We start from the raw sequence: 20,976 nt of genomic DNA, 5'->3' as shown, positions 1-20,976 counted from the left end.
CCGCGCAAAAAAGCCACAATATATTTCCCAAATTCGGAAATAATGAAGAGTTGCTTAAAACATCGCATGCCGATCGTAAATTAGCAATACTGAAAATTGGCGAATTGCCAAGCTCTCAAGAAAATTCCATCTTCTCAACTTCGGTTTCTGTTCGACCTAAGTGTACTGCCAGACGCAATAGATCGACGGTCTCTGATACCTCGCCGCCTGCAGGTGCTTTGAAGTTTAGCGGAGAGCGCCGAGCGGCTCTAAAGAATCGCGCCCAGGTGCACTGGTGACAGAGGCTGACGTGCGACATCGCCGCCGTTAGTGTCCACAGCAATTGCGGGCGACCCCGCTCCCTTGCGCGTTGAGCAATAGAATATTGTGACGGCCGCGAACTGATCGCTTGTTCATTGGCCGGGCCACGCTAAGGTTCGCTTCGGGGGAATGATATTGCTGCAACCGCAACTGGGCTGGGTCTGGCTCTCTCAATCGGAACGCCAGGCTGCAGAGGCTAGTCTCGCCGACGCGGGACCGGACGGTACGCGCGACGAACTTGGGTTCGGCGTGATCCATTTCGCCTATGCCGACCGGTTTTTCCCCGGCACCTCGGTCCAGCACACCAGCCTACGGTATGTTTGGTTCATCTGCTGGGCGCTGCAGGAGTTGGCTGCGCGATCCCCTGGCGGTTTGTTCTCTGACACGACGTTCGCTGAGATCGAGGACCGTACCGGTCACAAGCTGCTCGAGAATTACGGTCATAAAGACGGCACCGGGATCATTGGCGGTCGCGTCCTGCGCAAAGGGGGGAGCCCGGTATCCAAGCCCAGCGGCATCTACTGGAGCGCGCTCAGAACATGGGGCCTGCTCGCTCCACTCGAGTCCACCTCGGCTCCGCCGTATCGCAGCGACCTCAATCGGCATTGGGATCTGCTGACGCGCCGTGACCGCCCAGAGGTCGACGCCAGCAGCGAGCGCCGTGCCATGTTCGTCAATCCGCCCGACATGCCGACAGGATGGGCGAGGAAGAAGGGAGGGCTCAGTTTCGACCTCGATCTAGGGAAACGGGAGGATGATAAGATCCGCGCTGGTTGGTCGAAGCTGCGCGACCCGGAAGGAAACATATCGCTCTTGTCGCGTCTCGCCGAGCGCCGGCAAGCAGCGCCTGCAGCGATCACCAGTCCGGCGGTTCGCAAGCTCTGCTCTTCGACAGAAATTCTGAAGCTCACCCGCGCCGATCAAGCCGCATCGCTCGTCTGCCTGGCGCGCGCACTTTACATCGCCATGGTCGGGGATCTCAAAAGGGCGGACGGGTCTACAGTGCGATCGCCTGACCAAATGCTGGCAAGTGCCCTTGGCACGCATAAGGCGAAAGCGCTGGCGCTGGACATCGACCTTCTCGAACGGGAGGACGTGCACGCGCTCGGCGGGCTGAAACCCCTCCTTATGGCCGTCCAGAACTGGGTGGCGAGGGAGATGTCCGATTACAGCAATCTTCAACCGACGTTCCTGAAACGCGAATACGCGCTGAAGGATGATCGGGCGCTTCTGCTGAACGGCTCGGGCGATCGACGAAAACCGTGGGAGCCGTTCGAACCATGGCCCCTGACCTATCGCTGGGAAAAGGTCTCCGGCTTCCTCAAAGAACTGGCGCCGGCGGCATGAGCGAACACACCGCCTTCGGCGCACAGCAGGCCTATTCGGTGTTCGAGGCGATGCGACCCGACCGTGGTCTCGGCATCGACCGGATGGCATGCCTCACATACTCGCTCGACCTGGTCGCGGTCACGGCGATGCTCATATCGATGACAGGCGCGGTCGATGACGAGTTGAGCGGTGGCCCGATGTGCCTGGCCGACGCGCTCGGTTCGCTCGGACCGCGTCTGAGGATTCTCTATCAAAAGGGCAGATTGCAGCCCGCCCGAAGCCATTTCGGGATCCTCCATCTGTTCGACGGCGTGTTGCATGCCGTGAGGCCGCAACCCGGTGCCTCCTGGCATCCGAAAGCCGTTCTCACCCGATACCTGGGAGATGACAAGTCGATCCGGTGGCGATTCTGGCTGGGCAGTCGCAACCTCACCATCAGCACCGATCGCGAAGCTGGTCTCTTGCTGCACGGGATGCCGGCCCGAAAGGGGCAGCGGATTCCGGAGATCGCCGAAATGATCCGCGCCCTGGCCGGACAGCTCGACTGGCCCGAGGCGATCCTGGTCGAACTCGCAGACCTTCGCTGGCAGGCGCCGGCGGGCGTCAGGTTTCGCAAATTGCACTGGCGGGCGCTCGGCTCGACAAAGCCCTTTTTCACGCCGCTGCCAAAGTCCACGCGCACCCTCATTGTCAGCCCGTTCATCAATGCCGGCGGCCTCAAGGCGCTGGCACCGCGGCCTGTGGGCTCAACCATGGAGTTGCTGACAATCCCTACGACAGCCAACGCGCTGGGCGAGCAGCCAGGCATGAAAATGCGCGTCAACGAACCGCCCCAACCGGACCGGCCAGCGTTGGTGGCCACAAAGGACGAGACGTCCGAAACGGAGGCGCCCGATCCGATCAGAATGAGTGGACTTCACGCAAAACTCATCCTGCAAAAGAGCGATACCCGCAATCGGCTCTGGATCGGGAGCGCTAACATTACGGGCCGCGGGCTTGTCGGCCGCAATGTCGAACTTGTGGCCGAGCTCGATGTTGACGACGCCATCGCCGGTACGCTGGAAGCTTTCGTAGAGGCGCAGGAACTGGCTTCTTTTGCACCTCCGAGCGAGGAAACGCTGGAGCGGGAGGCAGCTGACCGCGCGCTCGACGACGCGCTGCAAGCCGTTCTCGACTTGGAGTTTGTCCTTACCAGCGACGATGATGGTCTCTACCTCGAGGCGTCCGACAGCTTGGATGCATTCCTCGAAGACTACCGGCTCGAGGCTTGGCTGTTCACTTTTCCGGATTCGGCGGTCGAATGGCCAACGGCCTCGCGACGGATCGTCCTGCGGCCGGGTCAGGTGCCGCTCAAGCTGCAGACGTTTCTGGTGAGTTTCCGAGCGGTGTCGCGGCGGGATCCAGTGGTGAAAAGAGGCTGGGCCCAGGCGGTGCAATTTCCAGGATTCGATGCGCCAGCTCGGGATCGCGCCGCAACGGCCGCCTATATCGGGGCGTCCAACCTTGCCGCCTGGTTTCGCGCGCGCCTGCAGGGTATCACGCCAACCGAATCCACCACGTGGGCGGGAGCGGACAAGAACGGCGCCTCCTGGGGTGTCGGCGACGGTCCGTTCGGAATGGGCCGGTTCGCTCTGGAAGAAGTGCTCGCGGCCTGGGCTCGCAATCCCTCGCAATTCGAAGAGCGTGCGACGGCTATTTCCGAGGTTCTGGACGGCTTTCGACTGGATCTTAGCGAGCGCGAGGATGAGGAAGGCGTGGAGGCTTTGCGGCAGCTGGACGAAGTCGAGTCCTTCTGGTCCTCCGTGCGCGCCTGCCTTGACATCGGTGCTCCCCATGGCGCTTGAACCCTTCCAGCAGAACACGGTCGAGGCCGCCTTGCACGCGCTCACGAGCGATACCGGGAGTCGTCGGTTCCTGATTGCGGACGAGGTTGGCCTGGGCAAGACCATATCGTCGAAGTCGGTCGCTCAGCGCCTCAAAGCACTTCGTGATGGCCCGCTCAATGTTGTCTATCTTTGCCCGAACCTCGACATCGCTTCGCAAAATCTCACCAAGCTGACTACGCTCGATGTCAGTTGGGAAAGTCCTCCCGATCGGCTTTCGCTTGCGGCAGCGATGACCGGCACCGAACCTGTGAGCGAGTTCCGTCTCTTCTCCTATACGCCCGACACCAGTCTTCCGGGATGGAAAGCCGTGCAACGCGGCGGCAAGGTCGAAGAACGTCAGCTCATCGCGTCACTCCTTGTTCGTGTCGCGCCAAAATTCTGGCGGCGCCTGAGCTTGCTGGATGAACGAAATGCCCAAGAGGGCCATCATCAGCATTTCGGCTGGAAGCCCAAGGCGCCCAGGCACCTCCCTGCCCCGTTTCGCGCTGCTCTGGTAACCATCATGGGCCTCGATGGCGTCGATCTCGACGCTGAGCTCCGCGCCTGGCTGGACGCGAGGGCAAACGACATTGCGGAGTTCATTCTGCGCGCCCGTGCGGCGCTCGCGCTGGTCGCGCTGACGAATCCCGTTACGCGACCGCATTTGCTCATTCTCGATGAGTTTCACCGCTATGCGGATCTCATTCTGCCCAATGACGATATCACACTGGCTGGTCTCAAGGCGGAACGGCAGGAAGTCCAGCGCCTTCTGATCCGGACTTTGCTGGGCGGAGACAATGCACTCCAGCGCCCTGCCCTGTTGCTGATGTCGGCGACGCCCTATCGACTGTTGCGGGTCGACGGCACCGAGGTCGAGGCGAGCCGATATCGCAGCTTCATCAAGCTGGTGCGGTTTCTATTCGGGGACGAAGCTAAGGCAGCGGCAGAGGTGGCGGCCGAGCGGATCGCCGAGCACCATCGGTCGCTTCAGGCCAAGGGCGACCGCAAGGCCGCGCTCGCTGCTGTCAAATCCGCCAAGCTCGACGTCGAGGTCGCGCTTCGGCCGGTTATCGCCCGCACCGAGCGTGCGACGACGATAACCGGCGAACTGTTCGATCGTCGTTCGCACAACGCGGTTGTCGAACCGAACGATCTCCGCGTTTTCCGGCATTTCGCGGGGGCTGTCTCGAGGACCATGCCGGAGATGAGCGGATGGGTGACAACGCTTTGGTGCTCTGTTCCGTATCCGGCTGAGACGCTGTTCGAGTACAAGGTGGGCAAGGTCTTCACCGATTTGCCCAAGATCACCAGCGCGCTCCCGATCACACAGACGGCGCACCCCCAGATCCGCGCGCTCGTGGTCGCCGATGTGTCAGCTGATCCGGTCAAGCCACCGCCGGTCGATCTCGCCCTTCTCGGTTTGCCGTGGGCCGTTCCGACCGCCCCCTGGTGGAAACTTGGTGGACCGTGGGCGGAGCTGTTCGCGCGCGAACACCCCGTCGGAAAGGCACTCTTGTTCAGCCGCTATATCGCCACTCCGCTTGCCGTCAGCGCGGTGCTCAGCCTCGACGTGCAGCGCAGGCAGAAGGCAGCCAAGACCATCCAACCCTATCTCCGCTACGAAGCGAAGACCCCTTGGCCACTGATAGCCTCATTCATGCCCTGGCCCAATCTCGCCGAAGCAATCGAGCCAGCGCGGAATGCGACGCGCATGATAGCGGACGTAGGCGAATTGGCCAAAAAGGCGCTCGCCGGGTGGCTCGACGACAGGGGTTTCACGATCGCGGAGCGGGACGACACCGATCGTAAGCCCTGGGAGCTGGCTTTCGACATCGAGATGGCGCTCGATCGCACAGGCGCTATCGTCGAGGCGCTGCGGCATGTGACCGGTTTGCCGACCCGTACCCGGAAATCCTGGCTGAAGCACAATCCTCACCAACATAAAGGCACGATCTCGAAGGCCGAAGTGAAGCTCCTTGCCACTTGGTTGTTGTCCGCGCCGGGCATGGCCATCGGAAGAAACCTGCTTCGCCACCAACCCGAGCTGTTGCCTGAAGACGACGGGTTGGCGCACGCGTTCAAATTTTGCTGGCACGAACTGCGGCCCTATCTTGGCCAGCGCATATTCGGGCCGGCGATCCTGCCGCGGCGCAAGCCCAAAAAGCGGATTTCCTATCCCGATGCCCTGCGACGCGCTATCCTGATCGGCGGGTTCGAGGCAGTGGTCGACGAGCATCTCGCGGTTATGCGCCTGATCGGCGACGCCACGCCGCTCGAACATCTGGGTCAAGCTTTTTTCGGCCGCGCGGGACGGGTGCGCATGCGCAAGGACAAGGTGCGCAAGCCCGAGCGCGTCAGCGTCCACGCAGTGGTCCCTTACGCCGGGGCTGAACGCAGCAAGACGAAAACGGCAAAAGACAAGAAGCTGCGCTCCGACAGCTTGCGGCGCGCCTTCAACTCGCCGTTTTGGCCGCACGTTCTGGCGACGACCTCGGTTGGCCAGGAAGGGCTCGATTTCCATGTCTGGTGCGATCGCATCGTGCATTGGGATCTGCCACGCGATCCGGTCGACTTCGAGCAGCGCGAAGGCCGGATCGCCAGATATGCGAGCCTATGCGTCCGGCGCTCTCTCGCCAATACCTATGCCGGCGCTGGCCTCGAGGCCGGGGCCAGGGCGAGTCCATTCTGGGCCATCTTCCAGGCGGCGCGCGAGGGGAAAAAAGAGGGCATGGGCCTGGAGCGCTGGTGGTCGCCGCCTGCGCATAAGCCGATCAGCATCACCTTCGACGTGCGCTTCAGCCAGAACGCGATGCGGCTTAGGGACCTGCAGGAGGATCTGACCCGCTATCGGCTGGCGCTGGGCCAGCCCGAGCCAGGGCTGTTCGAGGACATGATCAAGCATTTCGAATTGAAGCCAGGCGAAGCGCGCGCGCTGGCGCTCGACCTTTCGGCGCCGAACACGGAGGCAAAGGCGGGTGGAATGGAGCATCCGACGCCTTGACGTTATCGCGAGACTTCATCTCAATCAGGAACGACAAGCTTCCCGGCGTCATAGCAGCGATCCTCGGGCGACCTGCCGTCCGCTAATGTTCGAACGCATCGGTAAGCTATCCAGTTCGAGGGAAGTCACCCCAAGCGCCCGCCCCTTCTCACGATGCGATCTGTCGAGATGGACGCTTGGATCTCGGACCATCGATTGCGCGCCCATCTCGAATGGCTCCTGCATCGCGTCGACGCAGAAGCCCGCCACCGCGAAACTTCCAATTCTCGCTCTTCAGCGAGAAGCAGACGTTGCCTCTTGATTGACCATCATTTGGCAGCGAGCCTGATTCCTAATCTGTAGGTCACAGGTTCGATTCCTGTCGGGATCACCATGCATTTCAAGAACTTAGCGAAATGCTTCCGTACTTTTTTGCCAATTAGTACGGAAATTAGTACGGCGTTTTTGATGGCCAGTTAGCGGCCCAGACATGTATCCGCGTGATGTCGCATTGTCTGCCTGCGGGAACACCCACCACCAAATACCAACTGTCGCGCATAAGTCGGATTTGAGAAGGCCGAACTCCTTCGCCGGACGACCGATGAACATCGGTGGGCCCGGATGGTCACCATTTTCTACACGAAATCAATACGTTAGCGGATGGTTCGCCAAGCCGTTTCCTTCGTATTCTCTCGTATGGTCTGGCGAACCAAAGGACCAAGAAGACGACTAGTTTCCATGCGAGCGGCGCCTCAGTTCTGTCCACAAAGAGGGTCAATAATGCATCTTGACCATAGCGCTATGAGCGCGGCCGCATTTGGGCCGGAAGGTGACTGTCCGCTACCAAGATGGCACAAGGATTCGCGGACCGCGCCTAACGCGGCGACTTCAACACACCAGACGAGAGGCAAGGTACGCCAAAAGGCTTCATCTCCCGTTTCATGTTCGCCGTTTCAGCAGGGCTTGCGTGAGGTGTAATCATCACTTGGTCGATGAACGTCTTCGCCTCGATGTCGATATAGACACCCTCTCTCAATGCCTGCTTGTCCAGCCAAAGAAGTCTCACCTCGTCTTCGAACTTGAAGGCACGCCGCTTGTGCAACAGCATGGTCGCGGCCATCCGGGTAACTTCTTTCTTCGATCCTTCTGCGACCGACTGCGCCAGACGAACAAGAGTTTTCTCGCCACGATACTGGACGCGGCCTAGAAAAGCGGAGCCGTCGCTGTTCTTGAGGAGGCCTTTTGCCGCGTTCACCATAGCGTCCACCCGACTGCGGATTCGAACAATAGGAGTTTCCTTGTCGGGACCAAAGCCTGCCATTCGCCAACGCGGTTCGTCATGTGCACCCGTGGTCCAGCACGAGCCGTACGGCTGAAATCCCGACAAGGGACCGGGGCGATTGAACAGACCATCGCACCACCACCGCTCATAGGGGTCCTGCCAACATCGGACGGGCGAGAGCCGCAGTTTGTTAGTTTCGAAAATCAGCTTGGCGTAACGCCATTCGAGCATGTGATAGAGGAATGGTTTTGTGAGTGCGGGGTCCTTCATAACTTTCCGGCCGTCTGCGCCGCGCTCGACGAGTGACCAATAGATAGGATGCTTCTGGTCGATGATCACGACAGTTTCCCAAGAGCCATCTCGGCACTCTAGTCAGCTATGAACTCTCTGTCATTTGGCATCACGCGTTCTAAACCCAGGCCATTCAGACGTAGCGGTGCACGGCAGGCGGTATGGTCTTGCGCTATTCCGGCCAGCCGCCTAGAATATCCCCATGATTGATCTAGCAACCCATGCGTTTGAGCTGCTCACGGCGCTACTTGGATTGGCAACAGCAAGCCTTCCTGCGCTTTTGTTTTTTAAAAATACCTAAAAAATCGATATCTGTTTTTTTAATGCAAACGAAAACGCCCTCGCCAGATCATAATCTTGAAGGACATTGGCACAAAGGACTGGAAGGACCTTTGCGAGACTTCTGGCGCAAGCCAAGATAAATGGCCGACAGTCAAATCTCGGACCCAGAGTTTACCCGGACGGTAGCGGCGGGGCAACCGGCGCCTCAGCCGCCTCAATTGACCGCCCAATGCTAGCGCGCCTCAATGTGCGAAAACAGACATGACCTCCCGAGAGAACAAAGCTGACCGTACCCGACAAAATAGAACGGCAATAATTCAGCGTCCTCTTCTGCCTCGCATTTAAAACGCCCTCCCCTGCTCCATAGCCTTCACCCGTATTATCTTCGCGGGGGATATACAAAACTGCACCTTCCATGGTGAGACCTTTTGGTATGACGCTCAGGGCTGGGTTGATCCTGACCGTGCGATGGTAGACCATTAGAAACGTGTTAAACTCTCTTAGCGTGCGGTGTGTGCGGTCTGGCTGCCTGCATCAGCGAGACCGAAGGCACAGCAGTCACTCCACTTGGCGGACATCGAACGGTTGAGAGTGCGCGAAGTGCCATGCGGCAAGCCTCATTCACCGCATTATGCAAGGTTGGCTCCGCGACTTGCTCGCCGACAGGCAGACCATCTCTCGAACTATCAAGATACAGCATCCACAAGGGTTCCATCGACACATCTCCGCCTACTCGCGCCGCGGGTCGCCATGGGTATCCTTGCTCAGCCCAGGGTTCGCCTTGTCTATTGCGTCTGGGCTTCGGGCCCTGGTCCCCGAGCGAGACTCTTTGCAGGCCTGCGTGACAAGAAGGCCGGGTCTGCGATTCCTAATCGCGCCGTGACCACGTTAAGATCTTCCTGGGTACAGTCCGCGACTACACCGACCGGTTGATGCCGCAATGACACGGCCGAAGCCGTTTTGCGCTCATTGTTGAGCTTGCGGGCAATAGCGAGAAAGCTTCGAACCATGGGATTGCTGAGCGACGCGCGCTGCGCCTTGATCGCGATTTGAGTTTCCTTTTTGATCTCCGATGGGCGAATTGCACGTATCGCCCCAGCCGCTTCCCAGGGCTTTGCCATATGCGAAGGCAGGAACCCTAAGTGACGGCCAGCCAACACCAAAAACAGGATCCCTTCGGTCTGGTGTGACGTCGCCCGCGGCTTCAGATCGAGTTTGGTGATCAGGCTGGTCTCCGCGGCCGAGTAGCCGTGTTGAACCACAGTACAGCTCGATAGCGTGTCATTGGTGATTGCAGAATCGTTGACGCGGTACAGTTCGTGGTCCCGCCCGCAAAATAGATAGCTGGTCTCCCTAAGCACGGGAATGGAGACCACCTTTGTGGAACGATCCGAGACCATAGATACACCAATATGCAGTCGGCGTTCCTGGACGGCACGATCGATCTCACTACCCGAACCAATAACCAGCTTTAGCGTCAAGCCTGGGTGAGCTTTTACATAATCTGACATGATCTGCTGAAGTAACAAATTTTCATTGGTAACGAGATTTTCAATGAAGCCTATATAGAAGGTACCTACAAGCTCGGAATGAAATGCGTTAACTCGTGAACGAAATTCCTCAAGCGCGACCAAGAGCTGAGTTGTTGAATCGTAGACAACCTGCCCTTCCGAAGTGAGTGCGAATCCACTCCGCCCTCGCTCGCATAGACGGACCCCCAGTCGAATTTCCAAGTCACTGACGTGCTTGCTGATTGCAGACTTGGTGAGCCCAAGCTCGACTTCTGCTGGCGAGAAACCACCGCAGTCCACGACTGTGCGAAACACCCGAAGCAGCTTGAGCTCAAAATCGGTAAATTGGTTGGCAAATATGCGATGAGGCCAGCTCACGAATACCACCTACGGCGAAATTTGCGTCCGCGTTCTAGGGCTTCGCTGGGCATGGATTTTCCTCAAGAGCGGACATGCTTTATACACATCAGCTTATCTGATGAGTTGGCATCCTGTAAAGCGGCATGCCGCGATTATCCACTGTGTGCGTGTCGATTTTTGTGAGCGCAATAATGATGGAAAGGCGTGACGGTTAGAAGTAAAATGGAGCCGGACTCACCAAGTCATTTTCCGCCCGTGTGACGCTGCCGTTCCAGGCAGGCATAGATGGATTCTATCCATAATACACATGGGTAACGGTCTGCCATTTCTGCAGGATAAATTGGTTGCGCTTTTTGGAAAGTGGGGTTGCCATCTGCTGCCTGACGCTATCGTTTCGGAGACGATAAACTCCGTCCAGTGCACGCTTCCACTATAGGATGCGCGCACGTTTTCTCATGATATTTCGGAGTGCCATTATGAATGATCTGATCAAAAGAGAGCCGATCCACGACCCCCAGGAATTGGAGCGGCTGCTGGTATCTAGAGAAAACGCGGGTGATGTCGATGGCATGACGGCCTTGTTTGAGCCGGATGCAGTCATTGAGCTCAACGATGGGATGAACGACGGCCAGCTGTTGCGAGGCAAAGAAGCTATCCATGAGTTTTTCACCAAACTCCAGCTGACCGGGATAGGACCGGAAGGACGAAGATTCAGGCTCGGGGAGCAGCGCCCAGCACTTATCTGCGGTGATCTGGCTCTCACCTCAACGCGAAGCATTGATGGTGACATAACGTCTGAGGTTGCGCGGCGCCAAGCGGATGGAACGTGGCTTTGGGCAATCGATAGGTATTCCGTCAACTGGTGAGGGCGCTCTGCCAATCAAGGGACCATCGTCTGCCTGATCTGCCGTGCGTTGTTCGTACTTATCAGATTGTCTGATAGGTACGAATAACCAGAGCGATCGGCTGGACGGAAAATGGAGCCGACTTATCAATGATTCTTCGTTCTTGGCATGGCGTCGTACCCGATCGCCTCGGCGATGCGTTCGAACAATACTTTCGGAAGGTGGTCGTCGATGAAATCGAGAACCTTTCCGGCAATCTTGGCGTGTTCTTTCGGCGAGAAACTCAAGGCGAGTTCACTCATATCTTTCTCATCACCTACTGGGATGATTGGGCGTCTATCCGCCGGTTTGCGGGAGCCAATGCGCACATTGCGGTCACCTACCCAGACGATTTGAAATATGAGCTCATCTCCGACCCTATCGTGCTTCACCAGGAATGCTTAACGATCCAGCCTTGGTATGGAGAATCTTAGCGGCCTCCACCAAGAGGCGATTGCGTCAGCCTCCCACCACCCGCGCGGAGCAGACTTTTCACACCGGCATCTGCTCTCAGAATCGGCGAGCGAACTCGACGATCTGTTTAATGGCCTCAGCGGTCTCGGGCGCTTCCAGCGCGCCGTGGTAAACGTGGGGCAGTCCTTCGGCGACATGGAGTGTGACGTCGACCCCAACGTTTGCCGCAGCCTCGGCGAGACGTTCGGAGTCGCTCAGCAGAACCTCGGCACCGCCAACCTGGATGAGCAGGGGTGACAGTCCGGCCTGAGAAGCAAACAACGGAGAAGCTGTCGGGCTGCGAGCATCGGCACCGTTCAGATAGGTAGCTCCCAGGCTAATTACCGCCTCGCGGGTGAAAACAGGATCTTGTTCGGCGCGCGTGGTCATGGAGGCACCCGAAGCAGTCAGATCGAGCAGTGGGGAAATCAGTAACGTGGCAGCCGGCAACGGTTCGCCAGCGTCGCGAAGCGTATGCAACAGCGCGAGCGCCAGTGCAGCTCCGACGGAGTCGCCAGCAAGGAGCACCTTGCCGGGATCGATACAGCCCAGAGTTACGAGCCAGCGCCAGGCAGCCAGAGTATCGTCGAAAGCAGCGGGAAAAGAGTGCTCGGGCGTGAGGCGATATTCGGGAAACAGCACCCGGCGGCCAGTGGCTCGACCTATGTGAGCGACCAGCGGACCATGACTGCGCAATGATCCCAGGTAATATCCCCCGCCGTGCAGGTAGAATAGAACATTCGACGACGTCGCAGCCTCCGGCGCGGTCAACCAATATGCCGGGACACCGTCCGCGTCGAGGATATCGACAGCGATGTCATCCGAAAGCGGGCGCAATTGGCCGACCGGCGCGAAACTGTCGCGGGATACAGCGAGTGGTCGTGGCGGGCTGCTCGCACGAATGACCCTGCGCCTTTTCAAAAAGTCGATGATTGTCTGCATTTCCGGACTAGGCATGCGTTCATCCCTATCGTGAGCCAAAGAGGTCACTGTTTGCTCGTCCATCGTTCATCAGCTCGCCGTTTTTTGAGGACCCGTAACAGGGGCGAGATTGCTGACTGGCCCTACTATTCGGGGGCTCGTCTATTGGCTTTGCCAATTGCAGTCAGTTCCTCAACCAGGTGGTCGATGTCTCGAGACGTGTTGTAGAGATGGGGAGAAACGCGAAAATAATCGCGTCGGGGCGATACGAAGATTTTCTTCTCGCCAAGTTCCTGGACAACGGTCTTGGATTCAATATGCGGGAACTTGCAGCTGACAATTGAGCTACGTGCCTCGCGAGACATCGGCGAAACCACCTGGATATCGAGCCCCGAAATCCCCTTGATGAGTTGGTCTGCCAGCGCCAGGTTCTGGTTCATGATGTCGGGGATGCCGATCACTTGCAGATACTCGATGCTCTTTGCAAGCGCTCCCGCGCACCCGTAAGCCATGGTTGAGAACTCGAAGCGGCGAGCGTCGTTATGATACACGCAACGCTTGGCCTGCAGATCGTAGATTTCGGAATGAGACCTCCAGCCGGTAATACCTGGGTCCAGGACTTGCTGACGCTTGGGTGATATGTACGCTAGACCGACGCCGAATGGGCCGCACAGCCATTTGTAAGACGTTGTTACCAAGGCATCGATGGCAACTTCGCGCACGTCAAGCGGAACTGCGCCAAGAGACTGCGACGCATCGACCATGAAGAATGCACCTACGTGCGCTGCTGCATCCGCGATGCGCTTCAAGTTGAAACGTTGGCCAGTGGAATACTCGACATGAGAAATCGAAACGACCGACGTTCGATCATCGATTGCGGCGATAAGCTCCTCTTCGTCAACGACGTCGTCGCGGGCGGCAACGTAATGCATCTCAGCTCCTGTATGCCGTGCCACCCTTGCCCACGGATACGACGTGCTTGGAAATACGACGTCGGTTGTTACAATCCGCGTTCCAGCCGCTGGCATGACTGCCCAAGCGATGGATGAGACAAATTCGCTCGCGGATGAAGCAACGGCGACATCAGTGGCACCCGCGCCTATGAGCTTGGCAAACGCTCCACGAACCTCGTCGAACACGAGATCTTCTGCAACTTCGTCAAAATTCAGCGAGCCGTTCTCGGCTATATCGCGCTGCCAGGCTTCGACATAATCGGAGGCTGACCGTGGCATCAAGGCGACGTTGGCCGCGTTCAGGTATGTTAGCTTAGCTGAGGCTGGAAAATCGGTTTCAATTGACATGTGGGATGGAACCGTTCGTTTGAGTTGATGGGCCGGTGCATTGGCACTCCACCAAGGATGTCACTTCGGCTGAATGAATTGGTTGCGCTTTTTGGAAACTGGGGTTGCCATAAGCTGTCTGACGCCGTCGCCTTGAAGACGATACGAGAACAAGCCGGCTATGATCCCCAAGCCTTTGGGCCCGTGGATCGAGGTATCACTTGACGCGCGCACGGCGCAGGCGAGCCGCATGCATGTTGCAGCGGACGTTCTGTGGAACGCCAAGCGAAGGAAGTTGCACCGTGGGACTTTTCCCGCGTCATCCGGGTCGATTTGCTTGCACGGATTGTGGAGCCAGTGACCTCGACGATCGCTTCGGCACCGAGCCTAGGCAGCGCACCGCGTGGCAGGGAAAGTCGATCGAGCCCCCCAACTGACGATGTTCTCACCCAAGGCACCAGGGTCCATTGAAGCCTTTGATGCATAGCGCATCGAAAAGCTTGTCGAATCCCCTACGCGGTGATCTCAATGGTCGCTTCCACCTCAACCGGTACACCTTGAGGAAGAGAGGCAACGCCAACAGAGGTTCGTGCGTGCTTTCCCGCATCACCAAACACCTCGACCATCAAATCCGAGGCTCCATTCATCACCAGATGCTGTTCCTTAAAATCTGGCGTCGACGCGACATAGCCGACGAGGCGAATGACGGAGGACACTTTGTCGAGGTCCCCGATTGCCGCCTTTATCTGCGAAAAGATGTTCAAGCAGCAGAGCTGTGCAGCTCTTTGCGCCTCCTCCACGTCGATATTCCTACCCAGGATTCCCACGAACGCGGTTTTGCCGTTCAGGCGGGGCACCTGGCCGGCTATGTAGAGAATGCTGCCAGAAAGCCTGAAGGGTACATAGTTCGCCGCGGGGACCGGCGCTGTTGGCATTATCAATCCGCGCTGGATCAGTTGAGCTTCACGCAAGCCTGACATGACATTCTCCAAATCTTGCAACCCACTTCGCTAGAGATTGGCAAGTTCAACAAGCGTTCGAGCGAGCACGCGGGTCCCCGCCACCATGTCGACGAGCTTCGCGCTCTCCGCTTCGTTGTGGCTGATGCCACGCCAACAGGGGATGAATATCATTCCGGCCGGCGCCAACTCTGCAATGTAGCGCGCATCGTGACCCGCTCCCGAAGGAAGGGCCATGTACGAGTAGTCGAGGCTTTCGACGGCCTTCAAGATCGCTTCAGGGACGGGCCCCTTGAAGACGACGGGGCTCGAGTGGCGAAGTTCGCTGACAGTTACGTCACACTTGCCGGCGTTTTCCCGGGTCACGACTGCTATCCGGTCGCCTAAGGACTGGAGGGTTTCAGGGTCCGGATGCCGAAAGTCGATTGTAAATGTCACTGATCCCGGAATAACCGCCATCGCGCTTGGAACCACATCCATCTCACCAACTGTAAAGCGAACGACATCGTTGGGGTCGTGGAAGACCTTCCGCAATTCGCTGAAAATCTGCATCGCGGCAACCAGCGCGTCTTTTCTGAGCCGCTCGGGTGTGTTGCCTGCATGCCCCGCTTCCCCGGTCACCTGGACCTTGAAGCTTCGGTGACCTTGTATCGCCGTGACGATGCCAATGGTCTTGCCTCGCGCTTCGAGTTCGGGGCCTTGCTCGATATGAGCCTCGACATAGTAGGCGATTGGCGATTGGAATGCCCTGTGGCCGACGCAGAGATGGTCTTCCATCAACTCGGCGAGCGCTTGCTTCACAGGGATGTTCAGGTTGTTTCTGATCTCTAAAAGCCTCGGCAACTTGGAGGGGTTCGCGTAGGCTTGAGACCCGAGACATCCAACGCCGAATTGGGCATCGGCCTCCTCTGCCGTCCAGATCACGGCTTCGATCGGGCGTCGTGTTGGAATTCCCGCATCGTCAATTGCCTCAAGCGCTTCGAATGCCGCCAACACCCCGTAAATGCCGTCGAACCGCCCGCCATTTGGTTGTGTGTCGCTGTGAGAACCACTCACGACCGGCTCCAGGTCCTTTTCAGTGCCTTCCCGACGCACGAAGATGTTTCCAAAATCGTCCATCTCTGTTCCAAATCCTCGTGCGGTGGCCCAGGATAAGAACAACCGCCGGGATTCCGCATCTTCCTTGCTGAACGGAAGCCGGTGTACGCCGCCCAGCGGCGTAGCCCCGATGCTCGCCATGTCGAGGTGCCGCTGCCAGAGCCGGTCTTGATCGACGTGTCCCGCCAGCATTTGAAGTGAGTTAGAATTCGCATTTCCGGACATACAGAGACCACCTTGAAGGACAGGGTAACAAACCCAAGCGTTGCGTCCTCGCTACCGCGCGCAGGCGTGCAATTCAGCCAATTATTGGCATTTCACGAGGTGCGCGCCGGTTCAACAAACTCACGCCATTCGCGGTGACAGCAATGTTTTCCTCGTGCACGGACACGTATCTGCGTGTCTCGCCGTCGACGTCGATTTGATAGGCCATGCTGGGTTCGATGGTCAGAACCATTCCAGGCTCGACGACTGTATCCACGCCGGGCGCGATAGACGGGGTTTCACACATGCGTAACCCCAGACCATGCCCCATACGTCCAAGCTCGAACGGTTTGAACGGCAGGCCGATTGCCTCTGAAGCCTGTTGCATCGAATCCGACATCTGCTGCCAGATGTCCCCCATCGTGCGCCCCGGTTCAGTCGCGTTGATCCCAACCTCGGTGGCGTTCCAAACGATCTCGTAAATCCGCCGGAGCTTTTCGTTGAGAGGCCCGAACGCATACTCCCTATTGAAATCACAGAAATACCCGTGTCGCGTGCTTCCCGTGTCGATCACAAGCACGTCGCCTTCGGAAATCTTTTTGGCAGACGGATCGAGGTTGATGCAGGGGTAACCAAAGCGCTCCGCCACTCCAATCACATAGGGAGAAGTTTCAGCGCCGCGCTCCAGCAGTTCATGGCGGAACGCAGTGCATGCCTCGCGTATGCTCATACCGGCCCGTAGCCGAGCGGGGAGCGCCTCATATGCCGAAGACGCAATCTGGCCGATCGCCCGGATCTTTTCCACCTCAGCTGCCGACTTCCGCACCAGCAATTCGCGCAGCAAGGGATACGCGTCGACCAGGTCGGTGGAGGATATTTCGCGACCCAGCCGAAGAAAGTCGCCCGCCGGCATTGTGAGACGGCTTTCGGGACCGAGTTCGGCGCCGACACGACCGTAGCGGCTGGGTACGCTTCTGATCGCATCGCAAAGGAGCGAGATCCCGTCGTCCTCCGGCTGCGGCGAAATCCAGGTGCGAACGTCCCTGACCCACGAGGTGCGCAACGCGATCTCGGTGTTGCTGGTCGGAATGATGAGAATGATGTCGCCCTGATACGGCAACACCGCGTACCGCGGTCTCGTCAAGTTCACCCAAGTTGGGCTGTTAAATCCGGTGAAATACCTGAAATGATCTTCGCTGGTGATGAGAATAGCATCAAGGCGGTCACGCCGCATAAGCCTTTGAGCCGCTTCAAGACGGTTCTCATACTCAACGACTTCAAAATCAAACTCGCTCACAACTTGTACCTTTATTGTTTTCCCAACTCATCACGTGCTCACTTCGCGTCGAGCAATTTCTCAAAATCGGCTATTGTCGCTGCTTCGAACACGCGTGGTGGTGCGTTTCTGGTTTGATCCATCCACCGTTGGCCCCCGGCAGTCAGAACACAGACCACTGGCCGACCACGGTCAAATCCATCAGCCCTGCAAAGCTTAGGCAGGCACGCAACCGGCAGCGCCGAGCTGCTTTCAACGTTGAGGCCTTCCTCGGCGAGCAAGCTCGCTGCATTTTGGATTTCTTCTTCACTAGCAGACAGGCCAAATCCTGCGGATGCTCTGATTGCGCCCAGCGCGTCGTCGCTGCTGACCGTTTCGGAAGTGGATTTCGCCACGCTCTGAAAGGGAGGCAATTCAACGGCGCTGTCGGACCCACGCGCAAGGGATACTTCGATGGAGTTAGCTTTCTCTGGCTGAGTGGCTACAAGGCGAGGAAGGGCTGCTATGACGCCTGCTTCTCGACAATCCAGGAAGCCCTTAAATGCGCCATAGAGCCCATTTCCCCGCGCGCACGGGAATAGCATCGCACCAGGGGCTTCTCCGAGTTGTTCAACAACTTCATAGGCGAATGTGCGATAGCCCTCCACGCCGAAAGCGTTCTGAACGGGTTTTGCCAGGAACAGGCCAATCGGAAACCAATCCGCCCGTCGCGCAGCCGTCTCAAGTGCAGCAAATCGTAGATCCCGCTCGGTAACGGCAATGCGCGCGTTATAGAAACTCGCCTCCGCCAGAATTCCGGCCGGCGTTCCGTGCGGCACGATCACCATGCTCTCCATTTCAAGGGCCGCAGCATAAGCTGCAACTGAAATGGCGAGATTTCCCGTTGACGAGACCACGATCTTGCGAAACCCGAATGACCGAGCGGCGTTCGCGGACATCGCCACGAAGCGATCCTTGAACGATGCTGTTGGATTCTGCTGCTCGAGCTTGAAATAGAGGTGGGGAATTCCCAGCCGCCTGCCGATGATGCGGGACGGAATCAATGCCGTTCCGCCTGCGCCCAGCGACAGAAATGCGCCTTTGTCCTGAACCGGCAAAAAATCAAGCCAGCGATCGAGCCCCCGTCCGACACGTTTTGCGAAACCATCTGAATTGAGCGGAGCGGTACGCACCAGCTCAAGCAAACCTATTTTGCCGTGTATGGCGCATTCCGGGCAGCCGCGCACCATCGGGCCGACATCATAGACCGTGCGACACGTTTGACACCGTAGCCGCCAGTCCATCTGGCTCGTGGAAATCATCTTGGTCGCTTCCTCATTTCAAAAAATGCACAAGGAAGGTCGTTCGCCGGCAAGGGCGCAACAATATTCCTTGTTCAGTGGTGCTTAGTTTCGTTCTGGGTCGCCGTGGCTCTCAATAACGCGAGCCGAGCTGAGAATGTGAGCAGCCATTGCCTCACGTGCAGCGATCGGGTCACGGCGTTCTATTGCTGAAAGAATTGCGAGATGTTCCTTCACATCGCGTTGCGGCATTAGCGGAGTCTCTCGCATCATTTTTTCCCGATACTCTCGCACTTGCACGACCACGAGATTTATCGATTCAGCCAAAACAGGATTATGGGCAGCCGTTGCGATAGCCTTGTGGAACAAGGCATTCTGCTGAAAATAAACCCGACCAGCTCGCACCTCGCGCTCGACGGCTTTGTGCTGCTGCTGCAGCTCTGCAAGATCTTCAGCTGTGGCGCGGCGCGCTGCAAATTCCGCCGCCTTGGTTTCAAGGGCTTCTCGAACATCAAGAAGATCCAGCAGAGCACGCCTATTGAGTTGATCGACGTCGACACTCCGTCGAATGGAGGCAAAGGGACTGGAGGCCTGCGTGCTCACCACCGCGCCTACACCCTGGCGGTTGGTAACCAGCCCGAGAGTGACCAAGCCACGCATTGCTTCCCTCACGGTCGAGCGACCGACGGAGAAGGCTTCCATCATCAGTCGCTCCGAGGGCAGTCGCTCCCCTGGCTTGAGCCGACCGTCTCGAATTTCCGTCAAAATCTGATCGAGCACATTTTGACTCATTGACGTGCGTGAGGGCGGTTTAAAACGCCGCGGCTCAGGCCTAACGCGCTCGCTGCCTTCCGCGTGACGTTCGACCTCCGGCAAGGACTTAGACTTGGTTGACCGACCCACGGAAAATCCTCCTCATTAAAACCATAGCAAATCCGCTGCGGCGCGTGGCGGCGCCGACTGAACCTAATGCGGGGAGACCGCTGCTGTCACGCCACATGAAATGCGCAACGAGAGCAACGTCGAAACTCGCCATCTGCTTATCAGACATGTTCGCGCAGTGTAAAGCGGGAAAGTGTTTGGAATGAGCAAATTTCGCCCATCGGGAATGCGGCATGCCTCTTTGTTGGGCGTCTTGAATCAAGCCTCTACGGCGACATTGCGTGCCAAAAAATGCAAATTATTAAATTATAACAATCATATAGTGGCTGACCATCGGTTTGCGACGCAAGAACGAAACCTGGCTTCGGACTGGATACTCCTTGCTAAAGGCGCCTCACCCTATTTACAAATTGGCAGCTTGTCTGATAAGCAGATATCTGCAAACGGGCTTTGACCCCAACAAAGGAGGGTAACTATGATTTCCAGGAGAACGTTTCTCGCGACGACCGCCGCTGCTGCTATGGCCGGCACGCTCAAGTCGCACGCCGGCTCTTTCGAAGGCCAAACCCTTCGCGTTCAGTTCTGGGGCGGCAGTGACGGCCTTGCTATCCAAAAATACGTTGCTGACCCTTTTATGAAGGCCACCGGTGCCAAGGTGGTGGTGGAAGAAGGAGTGACCTCAGCGTCGATCGCCAAGGTCACGGCTCAGAAGAGTGACCCGCAAATTGACGTCGCGTTCCTCGACGACGTCGGCGTCTTCGCTCTCAACCGACAGGGGTTGCTTGACAAGATTGATCTGGAAAAAGTGCCGAATGCCAAGGACGTTTATCCAAACTTCATCCTCGACGGCGGATTTGGGATCGGGTTTTGGACCTACATCACCACGATTTTGAACAATACAAAGAGCCCAGCGCCAACGTCTTGGGAGGACCTCTGGTCCCCTGCCTATCAAGGCAAAGTGCTTGTGCCCTCGATCAACGATACACAGGCTCTGCTTCTGACCGTCATGGCCGCGCAACTTGGCGGCGGAAGCCTTGAAAATCTTGCTCCGGCCTGGCCGAAATTGGCGGCGCTGAAGCCACAGGTTTTCTCTTTCATCGAAAACCGAGCGCTTGATGCCCAGGCCCTGCAGGCGGGTCAGGCAACCGCAGCGGTCGATATTCCCACGTATTTCAAGCCATACATGGCCGACAGTTCAGACATTGGCGTGGCCACAGACCTAAAGGAGGGCTATTTCGCCATTACGGGCGCTGCTGTGCTCGTGAAGGGATCGAGGGGCAACCGCGACCTGGCTCACGCTTTCATCAACCAGGCTCTTTCGCCCGAGGCTCAGGCCGGCTTCGCAACAGACGTTTGGTACGGTCCGACCAATCAAAAGACGATCGTTTCAGAGTCCGCTGCACCTTATGTTGTCCATACGCCCGAGCAGCTGGCGAAGGCCATCCAGGTACCACGCCTCGACCTGGTCAGCAAAAGACCGGAGATCGTGCAGAATTGGAACAAGATCTTCAATAGCTAACCACAAATCGCAGTGGCTGG

General features: G+C 57.8%; 16 protein-coding genes. 7 read left to right on the top strand and 9 right to left on the bottom strand.

Annotation, left to right across the window (positions count from 1 at the left end; translation table 11 throughout):
• The first annotated feature begins 435 nt into the window (after positions 1 to 435).
• From EN808_RS03415 to EN808_RS36900, 3 genes are read left to right on the top strand one after another with little or no spacing between them, the layout of a single operon-like run.
• Positions 436 to 1,647 (top strand): DUF6361 family protein, encoded by a 1,212-nt coding sequence (locus EN808_RS03415; protein WP_135915154.1) that lies wholly within the window; start codon positions 436 to 438, stop codon positions 1,645 to 1,647.
• The gene (locus EN808_RS36195) at positions 1,644 to 3,473 is read left to right on the top strand and encodes a hypothetical protein (RefSeq protein WP_189524052.1); all 1,830 of its coding nucleotides are present in this window, start codon (positions 1,644 to 1,646) and stop codon (positions 3,471 to 3,473) included. The genes EN808_RS03415 and EN808_RS36195 overlap by 4 nt, the downstream gene beginning before the upstream one ends.
• Complete coding sequence (locus EN808_RS36900) at positions 3,463 to 6,495, top strand: helicase-related protein (protein ID WP_189524051.1); 3,033 nt, start codon at positions 3,463 to 3,465, stop codon at positions 6,493 to 6,495. The genes EN808_RS36195 and EN808_RS36900 overlap by 11 nt, the downstream gene beginning before the upstream one ends.
• 853 nt (positions 6,496 to 7,348) lie before the next feature.
• On the opposite strand, the gene EN808_RS03405 is transcribed toward EN808_RS36900, so the two are convergent.
• Positions 7,349 to 8,095 (bottom strand): hypothetical protein, encoded by a 747-nt coding sequence (locus tag EN808_RS03405; protein WP_135915152.1) that lies wholly within the window; start codon positions 8,093 to 8,095, stop codon positions 7,349 to 7,351.
• A 1,019-nt stretch (positions 8,096 to 9,114) separates the two neighbouring features.
• Positions 9,115 to 10,218: a LysR family transcriptional regulator gene (locus tag EN808_RS03400; RefSeq protein WP_189524050.1), complete on the bottom strand. Its 1,104-nt coding sequence runs from the start codon at positions 10,216 to 10,218 to the stop codon at positions 9,115 to 9,117.
• Between the two features lie 458 nt (positions 10,219 to 10,676).
• On the opposite strand from EN808_RS03400, the gene EN808_RS03395 reads away from it, so the two are divergent.
• Both EN808_RS03395 and EN808_RS03390 read left to right on the top strand, forming a co-directional pair.
• Entirely contained in the window at positions 10,677 to 11,066 is a 390-nt protein-coding gene (locus tag EN808_RS03395; protein ID WP_135915150.1) for a nuclear transport factor 2 family protein, read from the top strand.
• Positions 11,067 to 11,194: 128 nt separating this feature from the next.
• Positions 11,195 to 11,518 carry an antibiotic biosynthesis monooxygenase gene (locus tag EN808_RS03390; protein WP_135915149.1) on the top strand — a complete coding sequence of 108 codons (324 nt, stop codon included), beginning with the start codon at positions 11,195 to 11,197 and terminating at the stop codon, positions 11,516 to 11,518.
• A 76-nt stretch (positions 11,519 to 11,594) separates the two neighbouring features.
• On the opposite strand, the gene EN808_RS03385 is transcribed toward EN808_RS03390, so the two are convergent.
• From EN808_RS03385 to EN808_RS03350, 7 genes are all read right to left on the bottom strand, one after another.
• Positions 11,595 to 12,494 (bottom strand): alpha/beta hydrolase, encoded by a 900-nt coding sequence (locus tag EN808_RS03385; RefSeq protein WP_210235446.1) that lies wholly within the window; start codon positions 12,492 to 12,494, stop codon positions 11,595 to 11,597.
• Positions 12,495 to 12,604: 110 nt separating this feature from the next.
• Positions 12,605 to 13,759, bottom strand: coding sequence for an aminotransferase class V-fold PLP-dependent enzyme (locus tag EN808_RS03380; protein WP_135915147.1), 1,155 nt, complete (start codon positions 13,757 to 13,759; stop codon positions 12,605 to 12,607).
• Positions 13,760 to 14,250: 491 nt separating this feature from the next.
• Complete coding sequence (locus EN808_RS03370; RefSeq protein WP_135915146.1) at positions 14,251 to 14,718, bottom strand: RidA family protein; 468 nt, start codon at positions 14,716 to 14,718, stop codon at positions 14,251 to 14,253.
• Positions 14,719 to 14,748: 30 nt separating this feature from the next.
• The gene (locus EN808_RS03365) at positions 14,749 to 16,020 is read right to left on the bottom strand and encodes a M20 family metallo-hydrolase (RefSeq protein ID WP_135915145.1); all 1,272 of its coding nucleotides are present in this window, start codon (positions 16,018 to 16,020) and stop codon (positions 14,749 to 14,751) included.
• Between the two features lie 73 nt (positions 16,021 to 16,093).
• Positions 16,094 to 17,296, bottom strand: a complete 1,203-nt coding sequence (locus EN808_RS03360; RefSeq protein WP_135915144.1) for a Xaa-Pro peptidase family protein — start codon at positions 17,294 to 17,296, stop codon at positions 16,094 to 16,096.
• Positions 17,297 to 17,334: 38 nt separating this feature from the next.
• Positions 17,335 to 18,576 carry a pyridoxal-phosphate dependent enzyme gene (locus EN808_RS03355; protein WP_135915143.1) on the bottom strand — a complete coding sequence of 414 codons (1,242 nt, stop codon included), beginning with the start codon at positions 18,574 to 18,576 and terminating at the stop codon, positions 17,335 to 17,337.
• Between the two features lie 84 nt (positions 18,577 to 18,660).
• On the bottom strand, positions 18,661 to 19,347 hold the full coding sequence (locus EN808_RS03350) for a FadR/GntR family transcriptional regulator (RefSeq protein WP_135915142.1): 687 nt from the start codon (positions 19,345 to 19,347) through the stop codon (positions 18,661 to 18,663).
• Between the two features lie 292 nt (positions 19,348 to 19,639).
• Between EN808_RS03350 and EN808_RS03345 the strand changes: the two genes are divergently transcribed.
• Both EN808_RS03345 and EN808_RS03340 read left to right on the top strand, forming a co-directional pair.
• Positions 19,640 to 19,891 (top strand): hypothetical protein, encoded by a 252-nt coding sequence (locus EN808_RS03345; RefSeq protein ID WP_135915141.1) that lies wholly within the window; start codon positions 19,640 to 19,642, stop codon positions 19,889 to 19,891.
• Between the two features lie 21 nt (positions 19,892 to 19,912).
• Complete coding sequence (locus EN808_RS03340; RefSeq protein WP_135915140.1) at positions 19,913 to 20,956, top strand: ABC transporter substrate-binding protein; 1,044 nt, start codon at positions 19,913 to 19,915, stop codon at positions 20,954 to 20,956.
• Positions 20,957 to 20,976 lie beyond the last annotated feature (20 nt).

Source organism: Mesorhizobium sp. M8A.F.Ca.ET.165.01.1.1 (assembly GCF_004792065.1).
GTDB lineage: Bacteria > Pseudomonadota > Alphaproteobacteria > Rhizobiales > Rhizobiaceae > Mesorhizobium.
The sequence above is the reverse complement of the archived record's forward strand: the minus strand, read 5'-3'. Positions and strand labels throughout refer to the sequence as shown.